The sequence below is a fragment of the Allobosea sp. LjRoot237 genome (assembly GCF_964253285.1).
Classification (GTDB): Bacteria; Pseudomonadota; Alphaproteobacteria; order Rhizobiales; family Beijerinckiaceae; genus Allobosea.
The window spans coordinates 1227662-1244536 of record NZ_CAXUQP020000001.1; the positions used below are offsets into that span (position 1 = coordinate 1227662).

General features: G+C 67.0%; 18 protein-coding genes. 5 read left to right on the forward strand and 13 right to left on the reverse strand.

Annotated elements, in window-relative coordinates:
- Positions 1-77 precede the first annotated feature (77 nt).
- Positions 78-2048 (forward strand): methyl-accepting chemotaxis protein, encoded by a 1971-nt coding sequence (locus tag ACSQ24_RS05895; RefSeq protein ID WP_436093786.1) that lies wholly within the window; start codon positions 78-80, stop codon positions 2046-2048.
- Positions 2042-2404, forward strand: a complete 363-nt coding sequence (locus ACSQ24_RS05900) for a tRNA-binding protein (protein WP_436097830.1) — start codon at positions 2042-2044, stop codon at positions 2402-2404. Before ACSQ24_RS05895 ends, ACSQ24_RS05900 begins: the two co-directional genes overlap by 7 nt.
- A gap of 9 nt (positions 2405-2413) precedes the next feature.
- On the opposite strand, the gene ACSQ24_RS05905 is transcribed toward ACSQ24_RS05900, so the two are convergent.
- Both ACSQ24_RS05905 and ACSQ24_RS05910 read right to left on the reverse strand, forming a co-directional pair.
- Positions 2414-3325: a pyridoxamine 5'-phosphate oxidase family protein gene (locus ACSQ24_RS05905; protein ID WP_436093787.1), complete on the reverse strand. Its 912-nt coding sequence runs from the start codon at positions 3323-3325 to the stop codon at positions 2414-2416.
- A 4-nt stretch (positions 3326-3329) separates the two neighbouring features.
- Positions 3330-3956, reverse strand: a complete 627-nt coding sequence (locus ACSQ24_RS05910; protein ID WP_436093788.1) for a glutathione S-transferase family protein — start codon at positions 3954-3956, stop codon at positions 3330-3332.
- Between the two features lie 98 nt (positions 3957-4054).
- Here ACSQ24_RS05910 and ACSQ24_RS05915 point away from each other — a divergent pair, with 98 nt between their 5' ends.
- Positions 4055-4957 (forward strand): LysR family transcriptional regulator, encoded by a 903-nt coding sequence (locus ACSQ24_RS05915; protein WP_436093789.1) that lies wholly within the window; start codon positions 4055-4057, stop codon positions 4955-4957.
- A gap of 66 nt (positions 4958-5023) precedes the next feature.
- Here the strand turns inward: ACSQ24_RS05915 and ACSQ24_RS05920 are convergent, their stop codons facing one another.
- Together ACSQ24_RS05920 and ACSQ24_RS05925 are read right to left on the reverse strand one after the other, a co-directional pair.
- Complete coding sequence (locus tag ACSQ24_RS05920) at positions 5024-5716, reverse strand: alpha/beta hydrolase (RefSeq protein ID WP_436093790.1); 693 nt, start codon at positions 5714-5716, stop codon at positions 5024-5026.
- Positions 5717-5842: 126 nt separating this feature from the next.
- Positions 5843-6766, reverse strand: a complete 924-nt coding sequence (locus ACSQ24_RS05925; RefSeq protein WP_436093791.1) for a transcriptional regulator GcvA — start codon at positions 6764-6766, stop codon at positions 5843-5845.
- A 104-nt stretch (positions 6767-6870) separates the two neighbouring features.
- On the opposite strand from ACSQ24_RS05925, the gene ACSQ24_RS05930 reads away from it, so the two are divergent.
- Positions 6871-7095: a DUF1127 domain-containing protein gene (locus tag ACSQ24_RS05930; RefSeq protein WP_436093792.1), complete on the forward strand. Its 225-nt coding sequence runs from the start codon at positions 6871-6873 to the stop codon at positions 7093-7095.
- A gap of 175 nt (positions 7096-7270) precedes the next feature.
- Here ACSQ24_RS05930 and ACSQ24_RS05935 read toward each other — a convergent pair whose 3' ends face one another.
- The 4 genes from ACSQ24_RS05935 to ACSQ24_RS05950 all read right to left on the reverse strand — a co-directional run bounded on the left by ACSQ24_RS05935 (position 7271) and on the right by ACSQ24_RS05950 (position 10672).
- Positions 7271-8719, reverse strand: coding sequence for an ATP-binding protein (locus tag ACSQ24_RS05935; RefSeq protein WP_436093793.1), 1449 nt, complete (start codon positions 8717-8719; stop codon positions 7271-7273).
- 5 nt (positions 8720-8724) lie between these two features.
- Complete coding sequence (locus tag ACSQ24_RS05940; protein WP_436093794.1) at positions 8725-9450, reverse strand: response regulator; 726 nt, start codon at positions 9448-9450, stop codon at positions 8725-8727.
- Between the two features lie 170 nt (positions 9451-9620).
- Positions 9621-10133, reverse strand: a complete 513-nt coding sequence (locus ACSQ24_RS05945) for a hypothetical protein (RefSeq protein ID WP_436093795.1) — start codon at positions 10131-10133, stop codon at positions 9621-9623.
- Between the two features lie 26 nt (positions 10134-10159).
- Positions 10160-10672, reverse strand: coding sequence for a MarR family winged helix-turn-helix transcriptional regulator (locus tag ACSQ24_RS05950; RefSeq protein WP_436093796.1), 513 nt, complete (start codon positions 10670-10672; stop codon positions 10160-10162).
- Between the two features lie 180 nt (positions 10673-10852).
- Between ACSQ24_RS05950 and ACSQ24_RS05955 the strand changes: the two genes are divergently transcribed.
- Positions 10853-11743, forward strand: a complete 891-nt coding sequence (locus ACSQ24_RS05955) for a branched-chain amino acid aminotransferase (RefSeq protein ID WP_436093797.1) — start codon at positions 10853-10855, stop codon at positions 11741-11743.
- A 145-nt stretch (positions 11744-11888) separates the two neighbouring features.
- Here the strand turns inward: ACSQ24_RS05955 and ACSQ24_RS05960 are convergent, their stop codons facing one another.
- The 5 genes from ACSQ24_RS05960 to uvrC all read right to left on the reverse strand — a co-directional run bounded on the left by ACSQ24_RS05960 (position 11889) and on the right by uvrC (position 16764).
- Positions 11889-12980 carry a DUF1176 domain-containing protein gene (locus tag ACSQ24_RS05960; RefSeq protein ID WP_436093798.1) on the reverse strand — a complete coding sequence of 364 codons (1092 nt, stop codon included), beginning with the start codon at positions 12978-12980 and terminating at the stop codon, positions 11889-11891.
- Complete coding sequence (locus tag ACSQ24_RS05965; protein ID WP_436093799.1) at positions 12949-13413, reverse strand: molybdenum cofactor biosynthesis protein MoaE; 465 nt, start codon at positions 13411-13413, stop codon at positions 12949-12951. The genes ACSQ24_RS05960 and ACSQ24_RS05965 overlap by 32 nt, the downstream gene beginning before the upstream one ends.
- A gap of 119 nt (positions 13414-13532) precedes the next feature.
- Positions 13533-13784: a molybdopterin converting factor subunit 1 gene (gene moaD, locus ACSQ24_RS05970; protein WP_436097831.1), complete on the reverse strand. Its 252-nt coding sequence runs from the start codon at positions 13782-13784 to the stop codon at positions 13533-13535.
- 26 nt (positions 13785-13810) lie between these two features.
- Positions 13811-14422, reverse strand: a complete 612-nt coding sequence (gene pgsA / locus ACSQ24_RS05975; protein WP_436093800.1) for a CDP-diacylglycerol--glycerol-3-phosphate 3-phosphatidyltransferase — start codon at positions 14420-14422, stop codon at positions 13811-13813.
- Positions 14423-14595: 173 nt separating this feature from the next.
- A complete protein-coding gene (gene uvrC / locus ACSQ24_RS05980) occupies positions 14596-16764 on the reverse strand; it encodes an excinuclease ABC subunit UvrC (protein ID WP_436093801.1) in 2169 nt (722 codons plus the stop codon).
- Between the last annotated feature and the right edge of the window lie 111 nt (positions 16765-16875).

Consider the following 16875-nt stretch of genomic DNA (forward strand, 5'->3'; position numbering starts at 1 on the left):
GGCAAAATCGTGGCAGCGTTAAGCGAGTATTAGCCGCTTCTGACGAATGTGAGGAATCACGTTCGTGAGGGGCGCTCATGTCATTGTTGAAGAAGCTTACTGCGCTGTCGATCAGCCGCTCGTTCGGGCTGGTCGCGATCCTGGCCGCGGTCGTCGCGATCGCGAGTGTTGCCGTGACGCTTCGGCAGGCACGCATCGACATGCTCGACCTCAAGCGGGCTGAGGTGAAGAATGCGGTCGAGGCCGCCGCCTCCACAGTGAACGCCTATGTGGCGAAGGTGGAGAAGGGCGAGCTCAAGGACGCCGACGCGCAGAAGCTCGCGCTCGATGCGATTGCCAATGCCCGCTTCGACGACGGCAACTACTTCTTCGTCATCCGCTATGACGGCACCAACATCGCCCATGCGAACGCGAAGCTGGTCGGCACCGACATGTCGGCGCTCAAGGACCCGACCGGCAAGCTCTTCGTCAAGGAACTGACCGACACCGCGCGGCTGAAGGGCGCTGGTTTCGCCGACTACATCTGGGTGAAGATTGGCGACAAGGATCCCTCGCTGAAGATCTCCTATGTGGCCGGCGTGCCGAAATGGCAGTGGGCGATCGGCACCGGCATGCACGTCCACGCCGTCGACGCGGCCTTCTACGGCATGATCAAGGATGTCGCGATCGTGCTGGTGCCTCTGGCGCTGCTGCTGCTCGGTCTCGTCGTCGTGCTGAGCCGCCGCGCCTCCGGGATGTTGCACGCGATCGCCGGCAATATGAGCGCGCTGGCAGCCGGCGACCTCAAGGCCCCGATCGCCTATCAGGAACGCCAGGACGAGGTCGGCAGCATGGCTCGTGCGCTCGTGGTCTTCCGCGACGCGGCGCTGATGAAGGAGCAGGTCGAGGCCGAGAAGGCCCAGGCCGAAGCTGATGCCGGCGAGCAGCGCCGGGCAGCCGATACGCAGCGGAGCCTCAACGAGGCGCAGCGCGGCGAGGAGGCGAAGAAGCAGGCCGTCGTCGTCGATGCACTCGGCGCCGGGCTCGAGCGCCTGACCGAGGGCGACCTGACCTACCGGATCGAGGCTGCGTTCAGCGCCGAATACGCCAAGCTCAAGGACGACTTCAACGCCGCGATGGCGCATCTCGAAGAGACGATGCGTCAGATCGCGACAAATACGGAAAGCATGAAGGCGGGCGCGGGCGAGATCAGCCAGGCGGCCGACGACCTCGCCAGCCGTACCGAGCAGCAGGCCTCCTCGGTCGAGGAGACCGCGACCGCGCTCGACCAGCTGACCGCGACCGTGCGCCAGACCGCCGAGGGCGCGCGCCAGGCGAGCCATGCGACGACCCAGGTCAAGGGCGAAGCCGAGCAGTCGGGCCAGATCGTCCGTGAGGCCGTCGCCGCCATGAGCGGCATCGAGAAATCCTCCGACGAGATCTCGCAGATCGTCGGTGTCATCGACGAGATCGCCTTCCAGACCAACCTGCTCGCGCTCAACGCCTCGGTCGAGGCGGCCCGAGCCGGCGATGCCGGCAAGGGCTTCGCGGTCGTCGCCTCCGAGGTCCGCGCGCTCGCCCAGCGCTCGGCCGACGCGGCCAAGGAGATCAAGGGGCTGATCACGGCTTCCTCGATCGAGGTCGAGAAGGGCGTCGCGTTGGTCGGGCAGACCGGAACGGCGCTGGAGCGGATGTCCGGCGAGATCACCCGGGCCACCTCGCTGGTCGCCGAGATCGCCTTGGCCGCGCAGGAGCAGGCGACCGGGCTGCAGGAGGTCAACACCGCGGTCAACGAGATGGACCAGGCGACGCAGCAGAACGCCGCCATGGCCGAGCAGTCGACCGCCGCCTCGCAGGCACTCGCCCAGGAGGCCGACAGGCTCGCGGCACTGGTCGGGCGCTTCCGGCTCGGCGGCGACGTGGTTGCCTTGAAGGCGATGGCAGGCAAGATGGCGCAGGCTGCGGCGCCTGCGCTGCGCCCAGCGCGCGCCGCGGCGCCCGTCCAGACTCATGGCAGCGCCGCGCGCAAGGTCGCCAATGGCGGCGATCGCGGCTGGGAGGAATTTTGAGCGAGCCTACCGAGATCGCCGCAGAGATCGGCTTCGACGATTTCCTCAAGGTCGACGTCCGTGTCGGCACCATCGTCGAAGCCGCTCCCTTTCCTGAAGCGCGCAAGCCGGCGATCAAGCTGGTGATCGATTTCGGCGGCACGATCGGCCGCAAGAAATCATCGGCGCAGATCACCAAGCACTACCGGCCCGAGGATCTCGCGGGCCGGCAGGTGCTGGCGGTGGTGAACTTCCCGCCGCGCCAGATCGGCAAGTTCATGTCGGAGGTGCTGACATTGGGCGTGCCGGATGCCGACGGCGAGGTCGTGCTGATCGGCCCCTCGCTCGAGGTGCCCAAGGGCGGGCGCCTCTTCTGAGGCCACCCGTCAGGCGGCTTCGTGGTGCCGCCAGGTCCCGGTCGCCAGCGTGGTCTGTGCCGGCTCGGGCTCAGCCCAGCGAAAGGGCAGTGCCGCCTTGCGCCGCCAGGCGCGTGTTACCTCGACATGCAGCAGGCGCTTGGCGCCATCGAGCCCGGCCAGCTCCGGCCCGCCCCAGACGATCTCCGCCATGCCCTGCAACTGCAGCAGGTCGCCCTTGGCAAAGTCGATGAAGAGCAGGGCTGTCGCCGGCTCGCGCAACAGGTTGCCGAAGGTGTTGAAATAGCTGTTGCCGGCGAAGTCCGGCACGGTCAGCCGTCCGTCCTCGATCCGGACGAAGCCCGGCCTGCCGCCGCGATGCGAGACGTCGAGCCCGCTCTCCGAGCCGCTGGCGATGAAGAGCGTGTCAGCCTGCGCGATCAGGGCGCTGGTTGCCGCGTCGAGGCTGCCGAGCTCTTCGGTCGCAGCCGCAGCGGCTGGCACGAGCTCGTGCTGCCTCTGCTGGATGTACTTGGCGCAGTTGCCGAAGCTCTGCGTCACGGCGACCCGCAGCCCGTTGCCGTCACGCTCGCTGACGACGCCGTTGGCCCGATTGCGACGGCGGGTGCGCAGGTCGAGCCCGAGCAGGCCGATCGGCGCGCCGGCACTCAGAGCCGCATCGGCGGGATCGCCGAGAGCGGGCAGGGCAGCGACGGCGAGTTCGTCGGGTGCCGCGCTCGTGACGAAGCCCTCCGACCCGGTGAGGACCGTCGCGATCGGCTTGCCCTGTGCATCGCGTCCCGCCGCGAAGAGGTAGGGCAGCAGCGCGAAGAAATCGCGGTGTTGGTCGGGCATGAAGTCGCGGATGCCAGCCCCGCGCGAACTCTCGCCGGCGCGTGCCTGCGCCTCGAGTTCACCTTCGTGGAACGGAGAGGCGTCCATGGCGTCAGCCCTTCACGGGGATGGGTGATGGCGGGATCGGCTTGAAGAAGGGCAGGGCCTCGATACGTGCGATCCAGGCCCGCACTGCCGGATAGGGGTCGAGCGGAATGCCGCCTTCCGGCGCGTGCGCCACATAGGAATAACAGGCAAGGTCGGCGAGCGTCGGGTGTTCGGCGGCGAGGTAACTGCGGCTAGCGAGATGCGCCTCCATGAAAGCGAGCAGCCGGGCCGCGATACGCTCTGCCCGCGCCGGGTCGTCGGGGAAGCCGAACTGCGCGATCATCCGGGCGATCGACGGACCGTGCATGACCTCGCCGGCGGCGATCGAGAGCCAGCGCTGCACCTGCGCGGCGGCGACCGGATCGGCCGGAAACCAGTCGCTCTGCGGTGCGTAGCGCTTCGCGAGATAGACCATGATCGCATTGCTGTCGGCGAGGGCGAGATCGCCGTCCTGCAGCACTGGGATCTGGCCGAGCGGGTTGAGCGTCGTCCGGAATGCCTCGGTACGGCGGACCTCGGCAGGGGCCGGAACGAAGTCGAAATCAAGACCGAGCGCGCGCAGCAGGAGCTCGACGCGGTGGGTATGGCCCGACAGGGCGGTGCCGTGCAGCGTGATCTTGGCTTGGGTCATCAGGGCCTCGCGATTGTGCGAAGCGGACTGTGATTGTTTCAGGAATTGAGCGATAGCTGATAGGTTGGCAAATCAGAATTCCCTCTGATGGAATGATTGTGGATCGGCTCGACGAGCTCGCCATCTTCGTGGCGATCATCGACACAGGCAGCCTCGCCGGAGCGGCGCGCCAGCTCCGGCGTTCGCGGCCGGCGGTGACGCGGGCCCTCGCAGCGCTGGAGGAACGCGCCGGCGTCAGGCTGATCGCGCGCACGACCCGGCAATTGATGGCGACCGAGGCGGGGCGGGAGCTCGCAGCGTCGGCCCGCAACATCCTCGCCGAATACGATGCCTCCCTCTCCGGCGTGACCGCGGCGCCGATGCGCGGCCTGGTCAGGATCACGGCGCCGCTGGCCTTTGGCCGACGTCATGTCACGCCGGTCGTGGCCGATTTCCTCGACCTGCACCCGGAGATCCAGATCGAGCTGGTGCTGGCCGACCGCAATCTCGACCTGATCGAGGAGGGGCTGCATCTCGCGGTTCGGATCGGCGCCTTGCCGAACTCGCGGCTGGTGGCGCGCAAGGTCGGCGAAGTCAGGCGCGTGCTGGTCGCGGCACCGGCCTATCTGGAGCGCCGCGGCATGCCGATGCGGCCAGCCGATCTGGTAGACCACGACACCATCGCCAGCATCGCTGCCGGCCAGACCATGCTCTGGCGCTTCGCCGGCGGCGCGCGCAGCGCAACCGTGACGGTGACACCGCGCCTGATCGTCAACGAGGTCGAGGCGGCGTTGATCGCGGCGCGCTCCGGTCGTGGCATCGCACGCGCTCTGTCCTATCAGGTCGCGCCGGATCTCGAGGCCGGCACGCTGGTGCGGGTGATGCGGGAGTGGGAGCCGCCGGCAGCGCCGGTCCAGCTCGTCGTGCCGAGCGGGCAGCACCTCCAGCTGAAGGTGCGTGCCTTCCTGGATTATGCCGCCAGCCGGCTGCAGCAGCTGCCGGTTATCAGGCCCGAGCACTGAAAGTCAGCGCATTGTTCTGACGCAATTCCGGCCGCAAAACCGCTGCGTACTTCTGCTGGGACTGCTCTAGCGCAGCGAGCCGACGAAGCCGGTGATTGCCGAGACGACGGCGCCCTCGCGGCCGATGAAGCCGTGATAGGCGCGCGCCTGGCAGGGGTCGCCTGTGGAGGTGCCACCGTCGATCCAGAGCAGGCGGGCGCGATTGCCGGTCCATTGCTGGAAGGCGACCGCCGATTCCGGCAACGTCACGCGGCAGCTGTCCTGGCGATGCTGGATGATCAGCGTCGGCGGCAGTCCGGCGGGATCGCCGAGCGAAGGCTTGGCGGCGTCCAGCATGGCCGAGGCGAAGACGATTCCGTCGGGCCGGGCAGAGAGCGTGCCGGGCACCTTCAGCGCGCCGCGGCTCATCGCGACGACGACGACACGCGACGCGATGGTACGCATCAGCTCGATCGCCTTGTTCGGATCGGCGCCGCCGTCGAGCGTGATACTGGCAATGCCGCTCCTGGCATAGGCGGCGCGAGTCCGGACGATCCAGTTGCCGCTGCGCTCGACACTACCGTCGCCGCCGATGCCGATATAGCCGTCGCCACCGGTCAACAGCACGACCCCGGCACGAGCCTTGCCGGCAGGCTTGTTGAGCAATGCCTTGCCGCCACCGAAAAAGCCACCGAGCTCGACCACTTCCTCCGCCGTGGCGGCGCAAGGCAGCAGCGCCAACAGCGTCGAAAGCAGCAACCGTCTCATCATCGCGATCATCTGCTTCCCCCTTGTCCATCGGCCGGCCGATGCGTCGTTTCCGATCATGAGGAGCGCAGTGCCTGCGCGCCAGCCCCATTTGGGGGCGAGCGCATCGGGGCAGCGTCTTATCGCGGGCTTGAATGGTCAGCGCAGGTTCGCATACTTGGCGGCCTCTTCATGGATCCAGCCGCGGAAGGCTGCGATCGCCGGCCGCTCCGCTACGGCCTCGGGGCAGACCACATAGTACTGGGAGCCACCGGGCAGCTGCTGCGGGAAGGGGCGGACGAGACGCCCGGCTTCGAGATAGTCGCCGATCAAGGCGCTGGTAGCCAAGGCGACGCCTTGGCCGGAGGCGGCGGCCTGCAAGGCAAGGAAGGTGTGCGAGAAGCGTGGGCCATGTGTCGCGTCGATGTCGTCGACGCCGGCGAAGGTGAGCCATTGCCGCCAGGTTACATATTCCGGAATGCCTTCGGCCAGTTCGTGCAGCAAGGTGTGATGGCGCAGGTCCGACGGCTGGCGCAACGGTCGCTCGGGATCGTTGAGGAGCGCGGCATTGCAGACGGGGAAAAAGGTCTCGGTCATCAAGAGTTCCGAGAGCAGGCCGGCATAGGCACCCCGCCCATAGCGGACCGCGATGTCGACATCCTCGCGGGCGAAATCGGTGAGGTGCAGCGACACCGAGATGCGCACTTCCAGCTCGGGGTGACGCTGCTTGAGCGAGCCGAGTCGTGGGATCAACCAGCTCAAGGCGAAGCTCGGCATGGTGCTGACCGTGATCACATTGGCCGCGTCGGGTCGCAGTGCCCGGGCCGTGGCCTCGTCGAGCTGGTCGAGCAGTAGCGAGATCGAGGCGGCATAGCGCTGGCCGAGCGCAGTCAGCGCGACACCCTTGCTCGGCAAGCGCGTGAAGAGCGGACGGCGAAGCCAGGCTTCGAGGGTCTTGATTTGTTGGCCGACGGCGCTGGCGGTGACAGCGAGCTCGTTGCCCGCCCGCTCGTAGTTGAGATGCCGTGCCGCGGCCTCGAAGGCGCGCAGCGAGGTCAGGGGCGGCAGGTGGCGGCGGATCATGGCGTGGCCAAGTTCTGCTTGGGCTAAGGCAAAGAACTTCTCATTTGCTTCAGAGCGCTGCAATCCCCAAATTCTGGGCATAGAACTTGCCAAAGGAGGCCGCCATGTCGGCCACGACCGCCACAGAAAATCTTTCGTTCTCCGCGACGCAGCATACTGCGCACGGACTCACCGGCCTGTTCCTTCGCTTCGAGGACTGGCTCACGCAGCGCGCCAGTGCGCGCACGCTCTACAGCATGGACGATCAGGCGCTCTCCGATATCGCCCTGTCGCGCAGCGACGTCGAGCGGGTGAACGACACGGCTCGCAAGGCCCTTTGGCGCCACTAGCTGAGCCCGTCATTCCGGGGCGCGCCGAAGGCGCGAGCTCGGAACCCATGAACACCACGCTTCCCGATGACGCGGTGATCGCCGCGTCTTTATGGCGAAGTGGCCGGTGTTCATGGGTTCCGGGCTCTTTGCTGCGCAAAGCCCCGGAAAGACGGCGCGGCTCCGTGCGCCGACCCTAGACCGGCAGCCTGACCGTCGCGCGCAGGCCGCCCAGCGGTGACTCGCCGAGGATGATGTCGCCGCCATGCGAGCGGGCGATGTTGCGGGCGATGGCGAGGCCGAGGCCTGTGCCGCCGCCATCGACATTGCGCGCTTCGTCAATACGGAAGAACGGCTTGAACACGTCCTCGCGCAATTCCGGCGCGATGCCTGGTCCGTCGTCGTCGACCGTCACGATCAGATAGCGCGCGTCATGGGTGGCGCGGATGGCGATGCGGTCGCCGAAGCGCGCGGCATTCGAGACCAGATTGGTGAGCAGGCGCCGGATCGCGTCGGGCCGGACCACGACCAGCGGGTCGCCGATGACGGTGAGCTCGGTCTGGTGACCCTGCCGCTCGGCATCGGCCTTCAATGTTTCGAGCAGCGCCCGGATGTCGGCCTCGACCGGCGCCTCGCCGGCATCGCCGCGGGCGAAGGCGAGATAGTCCTCGAGCATGCGGCTCATCTCGTCGACATCCTTCTCAAGAGCTTCGAGATCGGGCGAGCGGTCGAGCAGGGCAAGCGAGAGCTTGAAGCGGGTCAGGATGGTGCGCAGGTCGTGGCTGACGCCGTTCAGCATCATGGTGCGCTCGCCGATCGAACGCTCGACACGGCGCTTCATCTCGATGAAGGCATTGCCGGCGCGGCGTACCTCGCTCGCGCCGCGCGGCCGGAAATCGGCGTCGCGGCCCTTGCCGAAGGCCTCGGCGGCATCGGCGAGGCGCAGGATCGGCCGGATCTGGTTGCGCAGGAACAGCACCGCGATGGTGAGCAGGATCAGCGAGGTGCCGATCATCCAGAGCAGGAAGATGTGGCTGTTCGAGGCATAGGCCTGGCTGCGGCGGGTCAGTACCCGCATCACGTCCTTGCCGAGCTTGATGCGGATCTCGATCAGGCTGGAGCGTCCGACCGTGTCGAGCCAGAACGGGCGCCTGACCTGCTGGGCGAGCTCGGCCGAGAGCGCGCTGTCGAGCAGGGAGAAGAAGGGCCGAGGGCCGGGCGCCGGGAGGTCGGTGTCGGGCAGGATCTCGACATCCATGCCGAGCCTCTCCTCGGCGATGCGGCCGAGGATCGTCGCCTGATTGTCCTGCGGATAGCTCTCATAGACGTCGATGAGGGTCGATATCTCGGAGGCGACCGCCGAGGAAAGCCGCTGCGTCACCGTCTGCCAGTGCCGCTCCATGAAGACATAGGCAACGACTGACTGAAGCAGCACGACCGGCGCGATGACGATGACGAGGGCGCGCGGATAGAGCCCCTTGGGCATGATGCGCGCGATCGGGCGCAGCGACCGATCGGGCAGGCGTCGCAGCGGCGCGAGGACGTTCGAAAATGCCGATGCAGCCTTCGTCCAGCCTGCGCGCAGCTTCGCCAGTGTCCGCGCGGCGAGCGGAACCAGGCGACGCCGGAGCGAAGCATCCGCCATGCCGATCAGGACCTGTCGATCACGAGACGGTAGCCGATGCCGCGCACGGTCTGGAGATAGAGCGGATCGGCCGGATCGCGCTCGATCTTGCGACGTAAGCGATTGATCTGCACGTCGATGGTGCGGTCGTTGGCGGCTGAGCCCTGGTTGGCGAGCTGCTCGCGCGGGACATGCTCGCCGGCGCGCTCGGCCAGCGCGGTCAGGATTTCGCGCTCGCGTTCGGTCAGGCGGATCGATTCCTCGCCTTGGCGCAGCTCGCCGCGGGCGAGGCCGAAGACGAAAGGGCCGAAGCGGACATAGTCCGGCCGCGGCGGCGCAGTGGGCGTTTCGGGCTGGGCGTTGCGCTTCAGGACGTTGCCGAGGCGCAGGATCAGCTCGCGCGGCTCGAAGGGCTTGGCGAGGTAGTCGTCGACGCCGATCTCCAGGCCATTGATGCGGTCGTTCGAGTCGGCACGCGCGGTCAGCATCAGGATCGGCACCTGCGTGGTCTGGCGCAGGCGGCGGGCGAAGTCGAAGCCGTTCTCGCCCGGCATCATCACATCGAGCACCATGGCGTCGAAGACGAGACGGCCGAGCCGGGAATCAGCGTCGGCCGCGCTGGCGGCGGTGGTGACGCGGTAGCCATGGTCGCCGAGGAATCGCGCCAGGAGGTCGCGCAGGCGGCGGTCATCGTCGACCACCAGGATATGCGGGGCCTCGTCGGGCACTGGCTTGAGCACGCTGGCCGCCATCTGGGCTCCTCTTTCCGCCTCCGGCGCCGGCTGACGCGCCGCTACCTGCGCACAAGGATAGCACAGGCTACCCGGGCGCAGGCCCGCGCCGGGGCTCGCCTCAGATAACATTGTCTAACGTTCTGCAACGCCTGCGGCGGGAGCGGCGCGCCGCAGGAGCTGACTTCTTCTCATCGGCCCGCCTTGCCAAAGGTGACACCCCGGTCGGTGACCTTCAGGCTGAAGCGGCCGCGGCCGCTTGGATTAGCGCGCGAATCATTCCGTCCGAGGACGGTGCCGGTATAGGTGATGACGCCTTGGCCGAACTGGATCTGCCGCGGCTCCATACCGACCGTCTCATCAGCGCGACCGACCGGCGTCCAGCGGCCGCTGGTTTCCTTGAACACGATCGCCATCTGGTTCACGGCGTTGCCGGTCTGGTCGTACTGATAGCCGACGAAGGCGACCGCATAGGGGGTCGGATCGTTGCTGAAGCTGCCATGGAACAGGCTGGCATTGGTGGCGGTGTCGATGATCGGGCACTTCTGCTCGCCCTGCTGCGTGTAGCAGGCAATGCGGGTCTGCTTGAGATAGCGGGCGACGGTCTCGGCGGCGGGCCCCTTGAGGCTCGCGGTCACGTCCTGCGCTGCCGCCGCGGTCATGAAGCTCGTCAAGGCGGCGAAGCCGAAGAGAATCCTGCGCATCATCATCCTGTATCGTCGTCTCGTTCTCATCGCGGCTCGGCGAGCAGGTCCTGCACCTTCGTGCGCTCGGATGGGTCGATCATGCCCGCCAGATAGCGTGCGACGACTTCACCCGCTTCGGGCCCAACGAGGGCGAGCGCGCCGTTGATGCGCCTGGCCTGCAACTGCGCCAGCCTGACAGCGAGCTCGCGGCCGGCGGTGGTCGCGTGGAGATTGCGCTGGCGCTTGTCCTGCGTCCCCGTGCGCGACTCGACGAAGCCGGTCTCGACCAGCTCCTTCAGGACCCGGTTCAGGCTCTGCTTGGTGATCTGCAGGATGTCGAGCAGCTCGGCGATGGTCAGCCCCGGCCGGCGCTGGACGAAGTGCAGCACGCGATGATGGGCGCGGCCGAAGCCGTAATCGGCGAGGATGCGGTCGGGATCGCCGACGAAGTCGCGATAGGCGAAGAAGAAGAGCTCGATCAGATCGTAGGGCACGTCGACAGGTGGCGCGTCCGACGGAGCGGCAGGCACTGGATGCAATACGGATGTGCTCACCATCACGCTCATTTTTTATGTCAGCCTTGTTGACATATCTCAGACGCAAGATTACCGGTCAAGCACGCGGGGCGACCGATTATGTCGCATGTGCCGGTTTCGGCGCAGCATTGATACCGCGCTTGCACGCCCTTTCGGCCTGTGGCGGAGTGCCTGCAAGAAAAGCATCTGGAGGACTGTACCATGTCTGTCATTCCTTTCGACCAGCGCGACGGCGTCATCTGGTTCGACGGCAAGCTCGTGCCGTGGAAGGAAGCCAAGGTGCACGTACTCACCCACGGCCTGCACTACGGCTCCTGCGTCTTCGAGGGCGAGCGCTCCTATGACGGCGTGATCTACAAGTGCACCGAGCACTCGCAGCGCTTCCACAAGTCGGCCGAGATCATGGATTTCACGATCCCGTACTCGGTCGCCGAGATCGACGCCGCCAAATATCTCTGCCTGAAGGAGAATGGGCTGAAGGACGCCTATGTCCGCCCGGTCGCCTGGCGCGGCTCGGAGATGATGGCGGTCTCGGGCATGAACAACACCATCCACACGGCGATCGCGGTGTGGGAGTGGCCGAGCATGTTCGACATGGCGCAGAAGCTGAAGGGCGTGCGCCTCGACGTCGCCGAGTATCGGCGGCCCGACCCGGCCTGCGCGCCGGTTCATGCCAAGGCGGCGGGACTCTACATGATCTGCTCGCTGTCCAAGCACAAGGCGGAGCGCGGCGGCTATGCCGACGCGATGATGCTCGACTGGGAAGGCAATGTCGCCGAATGCACCGGCGCCAACATCTTCTTCATCAAGGACGGCGTGGTCCACACCCCGCTGGCCGATCGCTTCCTGAACGGCATCACCCGCCAGTCGGTGCTCGATCTTTGCAAGAAGCGCGGCTTCGAGGTGGTCGAGCGCCGGATCCGGCCGGAAGAGCTCGAAGGCTTCGCTGAGTGCTTCATCACCGGCTCGGCCGCCGAGGTGACGCTGGTCTCAGAGATCGGCCCCTACAAGTTCATCACCGGCAATATGGGCAAGGTGATCATGGAGGACTATTCGGACGAGGTCCGGCTGAAGTCCAAGGCTGCGGCCTGAACGAAGCCATTACCTCCCCGTCATTCCGGACAAGCCGCAATGGCGGCGCAGCTCCGGAATCCATCGTAGTGCCCTGCGATGGATTCCGGCATTCCGCTTCGCTCCAGCCGGAATGACGGCGGGAGTGTGAGGCAGGATTCACGATCTACCTCGCGGTTTTCACTTCGCTGCGGAACAGCGTGATCCAGTCGTCCGAGCCGATGCCGCGGCATTCGCCCATCATGCTCAGCTCGGTCAGGACGAAGCTGGAGCCCGTCCAGGCATAGCCGCCGGCGACGCCGCAATCGCCGATACCACGCCCCTTTGCGAAGTAGCTGATGCGGCCGGTCTTCGGTTCGAACTCGCCGTTGGTCAGCATGTTCGTCGCGCCGCCGTCGTTCTGCGGAAAGTTCACGGGCTTCGCTGTCGTCACCGCATTGCCCTCGACGATCCAGAAGGCGTTGGAGGCGTTGTAGACGCCGAGCGAGCAGGTGAGCGCGACGAGGCTGCGCTTGCCGTCGAGCGGCCAGGCCTCGTCGGCGACCGCCGGGCTCGCATCGTCGCCACACAGGTCCGGATCGCGCTGCTTGATGTGCTTGCGCAGGGCGGCGGCGAGCGCCTTGCCGCCCTTCTCCGAGAGCGTGCCGCTGGCAGGTCTGGCCGTGATCACCGGCAGGGCCGGAGCGGCGGGGGCGGCGCCGGCGCTGCCCTTCCGGATCAGGGCAGACGGCGTGTTGAGCCTGCTCTGCTGCTCGTCGATCCAGAGCAGGGCTGCGACGGCGCCGGAGAGCGAGATCTCGGCCAACAGGCCGGGCGCCGCGATCGACAGCTTCGTCGCCTTGCGCGCGGCGTCGATGAGCGCCGCCGTATCGGCCGGCTGGAAGGTCAGGGTGGCGATATTGTCGTTGGCGGTGACCGGCATGGCTTTGCCGGCGGCGGGGAAGGGAGTGCCGTCGAGCTTGAGCTCGACGGTCGCCGGCGGTGTCTTCCAGTCGCCACTCAGCCGCAGGATCAGGCTGGCTGCGCTGTCCGGCCCGGCGGGGCGCTCCAGACGCAGATAGGCAGTCGTGTCGGCGACGAGGGGTGGGAGCGACAGCGCCGCGCAGCTCTTGCGATTGTCGCAGCCGGCCATCCAGTCGCGGAAGGTCTTAGGCTCGGGCGATACCGCCAGGGCAAGCGCGGGCAGCAGTAGGAGCGCGCCGCCCAGCAAGAGCGATGTCAGTCGATCAGGAACCCTGTTCCCAGCGTCTTGCCGCATCGTCGTCATCCGCCTTGGCCTCGACCCAGCCGCCCAGCGTACCGTCGGCGAGGTGCTCGCGCTTCCAGAACGGGGCGCGGGTCTTGAGATAGTCCATCAGAAAGTCGGCGGCCTCGAAGGCCTCGCGCCGATGGCTCGAGGTCGCGATCACCAACACGATCTGCTCGCCCGGCCTGATCAGCCCGAAGCGGTGGATGGCGACGAGGCCGGAAAGCGGCCAGCGCGCAGCTGCTTCAGCGGCGACACGCGCGATCTCGGCCTCGGCCATGCCGGGATAGTGCTCGAGCTCGAGCGCGGTGAGGCGCCCGCTCTCGTCGCGGCACAATCCGGCGAAGCTGACGACGGCGCCGATGTTCGCATTGCCAGCCGTCAGTGCCGCGATCTCGGCACCGATGTCGAAATCCTCGCGCTGGATGCGGACGAGCGGCGTCATGGCGCTCTGCCGTCGTTGCGAGGAGGCGCAGCCGACGAAGCAGCCCAGGAGCAGCGGAGCGGGCCCTTCTGGATTGCTTCGCTGCGCTCGCAATGATGGAAGGATGCCGCGCCGGTCATCTACCCCCCCGTCATCGGCGGGAAGAAGGCGATCTCGCGCGCGCCGGCGATCGATGTCGCGGGCTTGGCATGGGTCTGGTCGATCGCCGCGCGGACGATCGCCTCGTTCTCGAAAGCGAGTTCATAGCCTTCGCCACGCGTCTTCAGCCAGCGCACGAGGTCGGCGACGGTCGCGGTGCCGGCGGGCGGCGTGACGGTCTCGTCGGTGAGGCCGATGCGCTCGCGCACCCAGGCGAAATAGACCAGGCGCAGGCCGGCAGGCTCGGTGATGACGGTGCTCATGGCGCGCGCTCGTCCTCCTCGACGAGGTGGCGGATGCCGGAGTTGAGATAATCCCAGCCGGTGTAGATCGTCAGCACAGCCGCGATCCACAGCATCACGATCCCGATCTGGGTGTTGTAAGGCAGGACCTTGTCGCCAGCGGGGCCGGCGACAAGGAAGCCGAGCGCGAACAATTGCGCGGTGGTCTTGTATTTGGCGACCTTGCTGACGGGGACGCTGACCTTCAGCTCCGCCAGAAACTCGCGCAAGCCCGAGACCAGGATCTCGCGGCAGAGGATGACGATCGCTGCCCAGATCGCCCAGCCCTTGATCGTCTCGGTATGGACCAGCATCAGCAGCAGGGCGCAGACCAGCAGCTTGTCGGCGATCGGGTCGAGCATGCGGCCGATCGCCGATTGCTGGCTCCAGGCGCGGGCGATCCAGCCGTCGAGATAATCAGTGACGGCGGCGACGACGTAGATCGCCAGCGCCGTCCAGCGTGCCCAGGCATCCCAGGGCCAGAACAGCAGCGCGACCAGCGCCGGAATCGCGAGGATCCGGCCATAGGTCAGGAGATTCGGCAAGGACCAGGGGCCGCGCCGGCGAATGGCTTCGTTCAGACTCGTCACGACGCTCACCAAAACAGCCCCTTCATGACAGCGTCAACACGCAAGAGTGTGACCCGGCCATTCGCCACACATGCCCCGCACCAAGGACAGCAGCTTCGCGGCGAGAACATGCTCAAATTTGTGAGCTGGCGAGAATTCTCGTCGCTTCGCCGATGCCACCCGAAATGAGCGCGCTAATGCTCGTGGAAATGGGCATGGACCGCCTTGGCGGTGGCGGCATTGACGCCGGGCGTGCGCATCAGATCGTCGAGCTTGGCGCGTTGGATCGCCTTCACCGTGCCGAAATGCAGCAGCAGCGCCCGTTTGCGGGAGGGGCCGATGCCCGGAATCTCGTCGAGCGGGTTTGTCTTGATGTCGCGCTTGCGCTTGGCGCGGTGCGTGCCGATCGCGAAGCGGTGGGCCTCGTCGCGCAGGCGCTGGATGAAGAACAGGGCCGGATCGCGCGGCGGCAGCTTGAACGGCTCGCGGCCGACCATGAAGAAGGTCTCGCGCATGGCGTTGCGGTCCTCGCCCTTGGCGATGGCGACGAGGGCGATATCGCTGGCGCCGCATTCGGCCATGATCTTGCGCGCCGCCTCGAACTGCCCCTTGCCGCCATCGACGATGACGAGGTCGGGGCGGGAGGGGAAGGCGGTGTCGTCTTCGTTGGCCTGAACGGGTTCAAGCGCTTCGGGAGGAGGCGCGTCCTCTCCCCCCTTGTGGGGGAGAGCTAGAGAGGGGGGTATGCCACCCTCGACGTCTGGTGAGCTGGCCTCGGGAGCGTTTGCGGGTGCGATACCCCTCTCCCAACCCTCCCCCACAAGGGGGGAGGGCTCTTGAGCCTCATCCGGTGATGTGGAAGCGGTTCCCGCCTCCTTTGCCAGCCTTGAAAACCGCCGCTTCAGCACCTCGCGCATCATGCCGAAATCGTCGCCGGCGATGGTGTCGGACGAGATGTTGAAGGTGCGGTAATGGCTCTTCATGAAGCCGTCCCGCCCGGCGACGACCATGCCGCCGACGGCGTTCGTGCCCATGATGTGCGAGTTGTCGTAGACCTCGACCCGGCGCGGCGCCTTCGCCATGCCGAAGGCTTCGCCGAGCGCGGCGAGCAGGCTCTGCTGGCCGGCATTGTCGGCGAGCTTGCGGGCGAGCGCCTCATGCGCGTTCTTCTGCGCATGGGCGACGAGGCCCTGCCGCTCGCCGCGCTTGGGCGTCGCGAGCTCGACCTTGCGGCCGGCGCGGGCGCAGAGCGCCTCCGCGATCAGGTCGGCCTCGGCCAGCTCGTGCGAGAGCAGGACCAGCCTCGGTGGCGGCTTGTCGTCGTAGAACTGGGTGACGACCGAGGCCAGCACCTCGGCCGGGGTCAGGCTCTTGTCGGCGCGCGGGAAGAGGGCGCGGTTGCCCCAGTTCTGCTTGTTGCGGAAGAAGAAGATCTCGACGCAGAACTGCCCGGCCTGCTCGTCGATGGCGAAGACGTCGGCCTCCTCGACCCCTTGCGTGTTGATGTCCTGCCCGGCCTGCACCGCCGAGAGCGCCGCCAGCCGGTCGCGGTAGCGCGCTGCCTTCTCGAATTCGAGCTCTTCGGCCGCGGCCTGCATGCGCTTGGAGAGCAACTCCTTCACCGCCGAGGAGCGGCCGGAGAGGAAGGCGCGCGCCTGGTCGGCGAGGCCCTGATAGTCGGTATGCGAGATCTCGCCGGTGCAGGGGCCGGAGCAGCGCTTGATCTGGAATAGCAGGCAGGGCCGTGTGCGATTCTCGTAATAGCTGTCTGAGCAGGAGCGCAGCAGGAAGGCCTTCTGCAGCGCGTCGATGGTGCGCTCCACCGCCCAGACCGAGGCGAAGGGACCAAAATAATCGCCCTTGCGCTGGCGCGAGCCGCGATGCTTGGCGATCTGCGGCGCCGGATGATCGCCGGAGAGGAAGATGTAGGGGAAGGATTTGTCGTCGCGCAGCAGCACGTTGTAGCGCGGCCTGAGCTGCTTGATCAGGTTCGATTCGAGCAGCAGCGCCTCGGTCTCGGTGCCGGTGGTGACGAACTCCATGTTCGCCGTCTCGGCGATCATCCGCGCCACCGCATTGGTATGCGCCATGCCGCGCGCATAGGCGGTGACCCGGTTCTTCAGGCTCTTGGCCTTGCCGACATAGAGCACCTCGCCGGCACGATCGAACATCCGGTAGACGCCGGGCCGGTTCGGCAGGTGCCTGGCAAAGTCGGCGATCACCTCGATGCCGGCCTTGAGCGCCCCGGGGGCGGCTTCACCGGGATCGAGCGCGGCCTCGGGCGGGGGAAGGATGTCCTCCTCGTCCTTGAAGTCCTCGTCCGGCAGCTCTTGCTCGGGTGGCTCTTGGCGTTCGCGATTCATGACCTGCATGTAGGATGCCGCACGCGCTTCGTCATGTCAGGAGCGCGGGTTTTCGCTTGACCTCCAAGGGGGAGCTTGGCCAAGTCCGGCTCCTCCCTTCCCCCTTGTGGG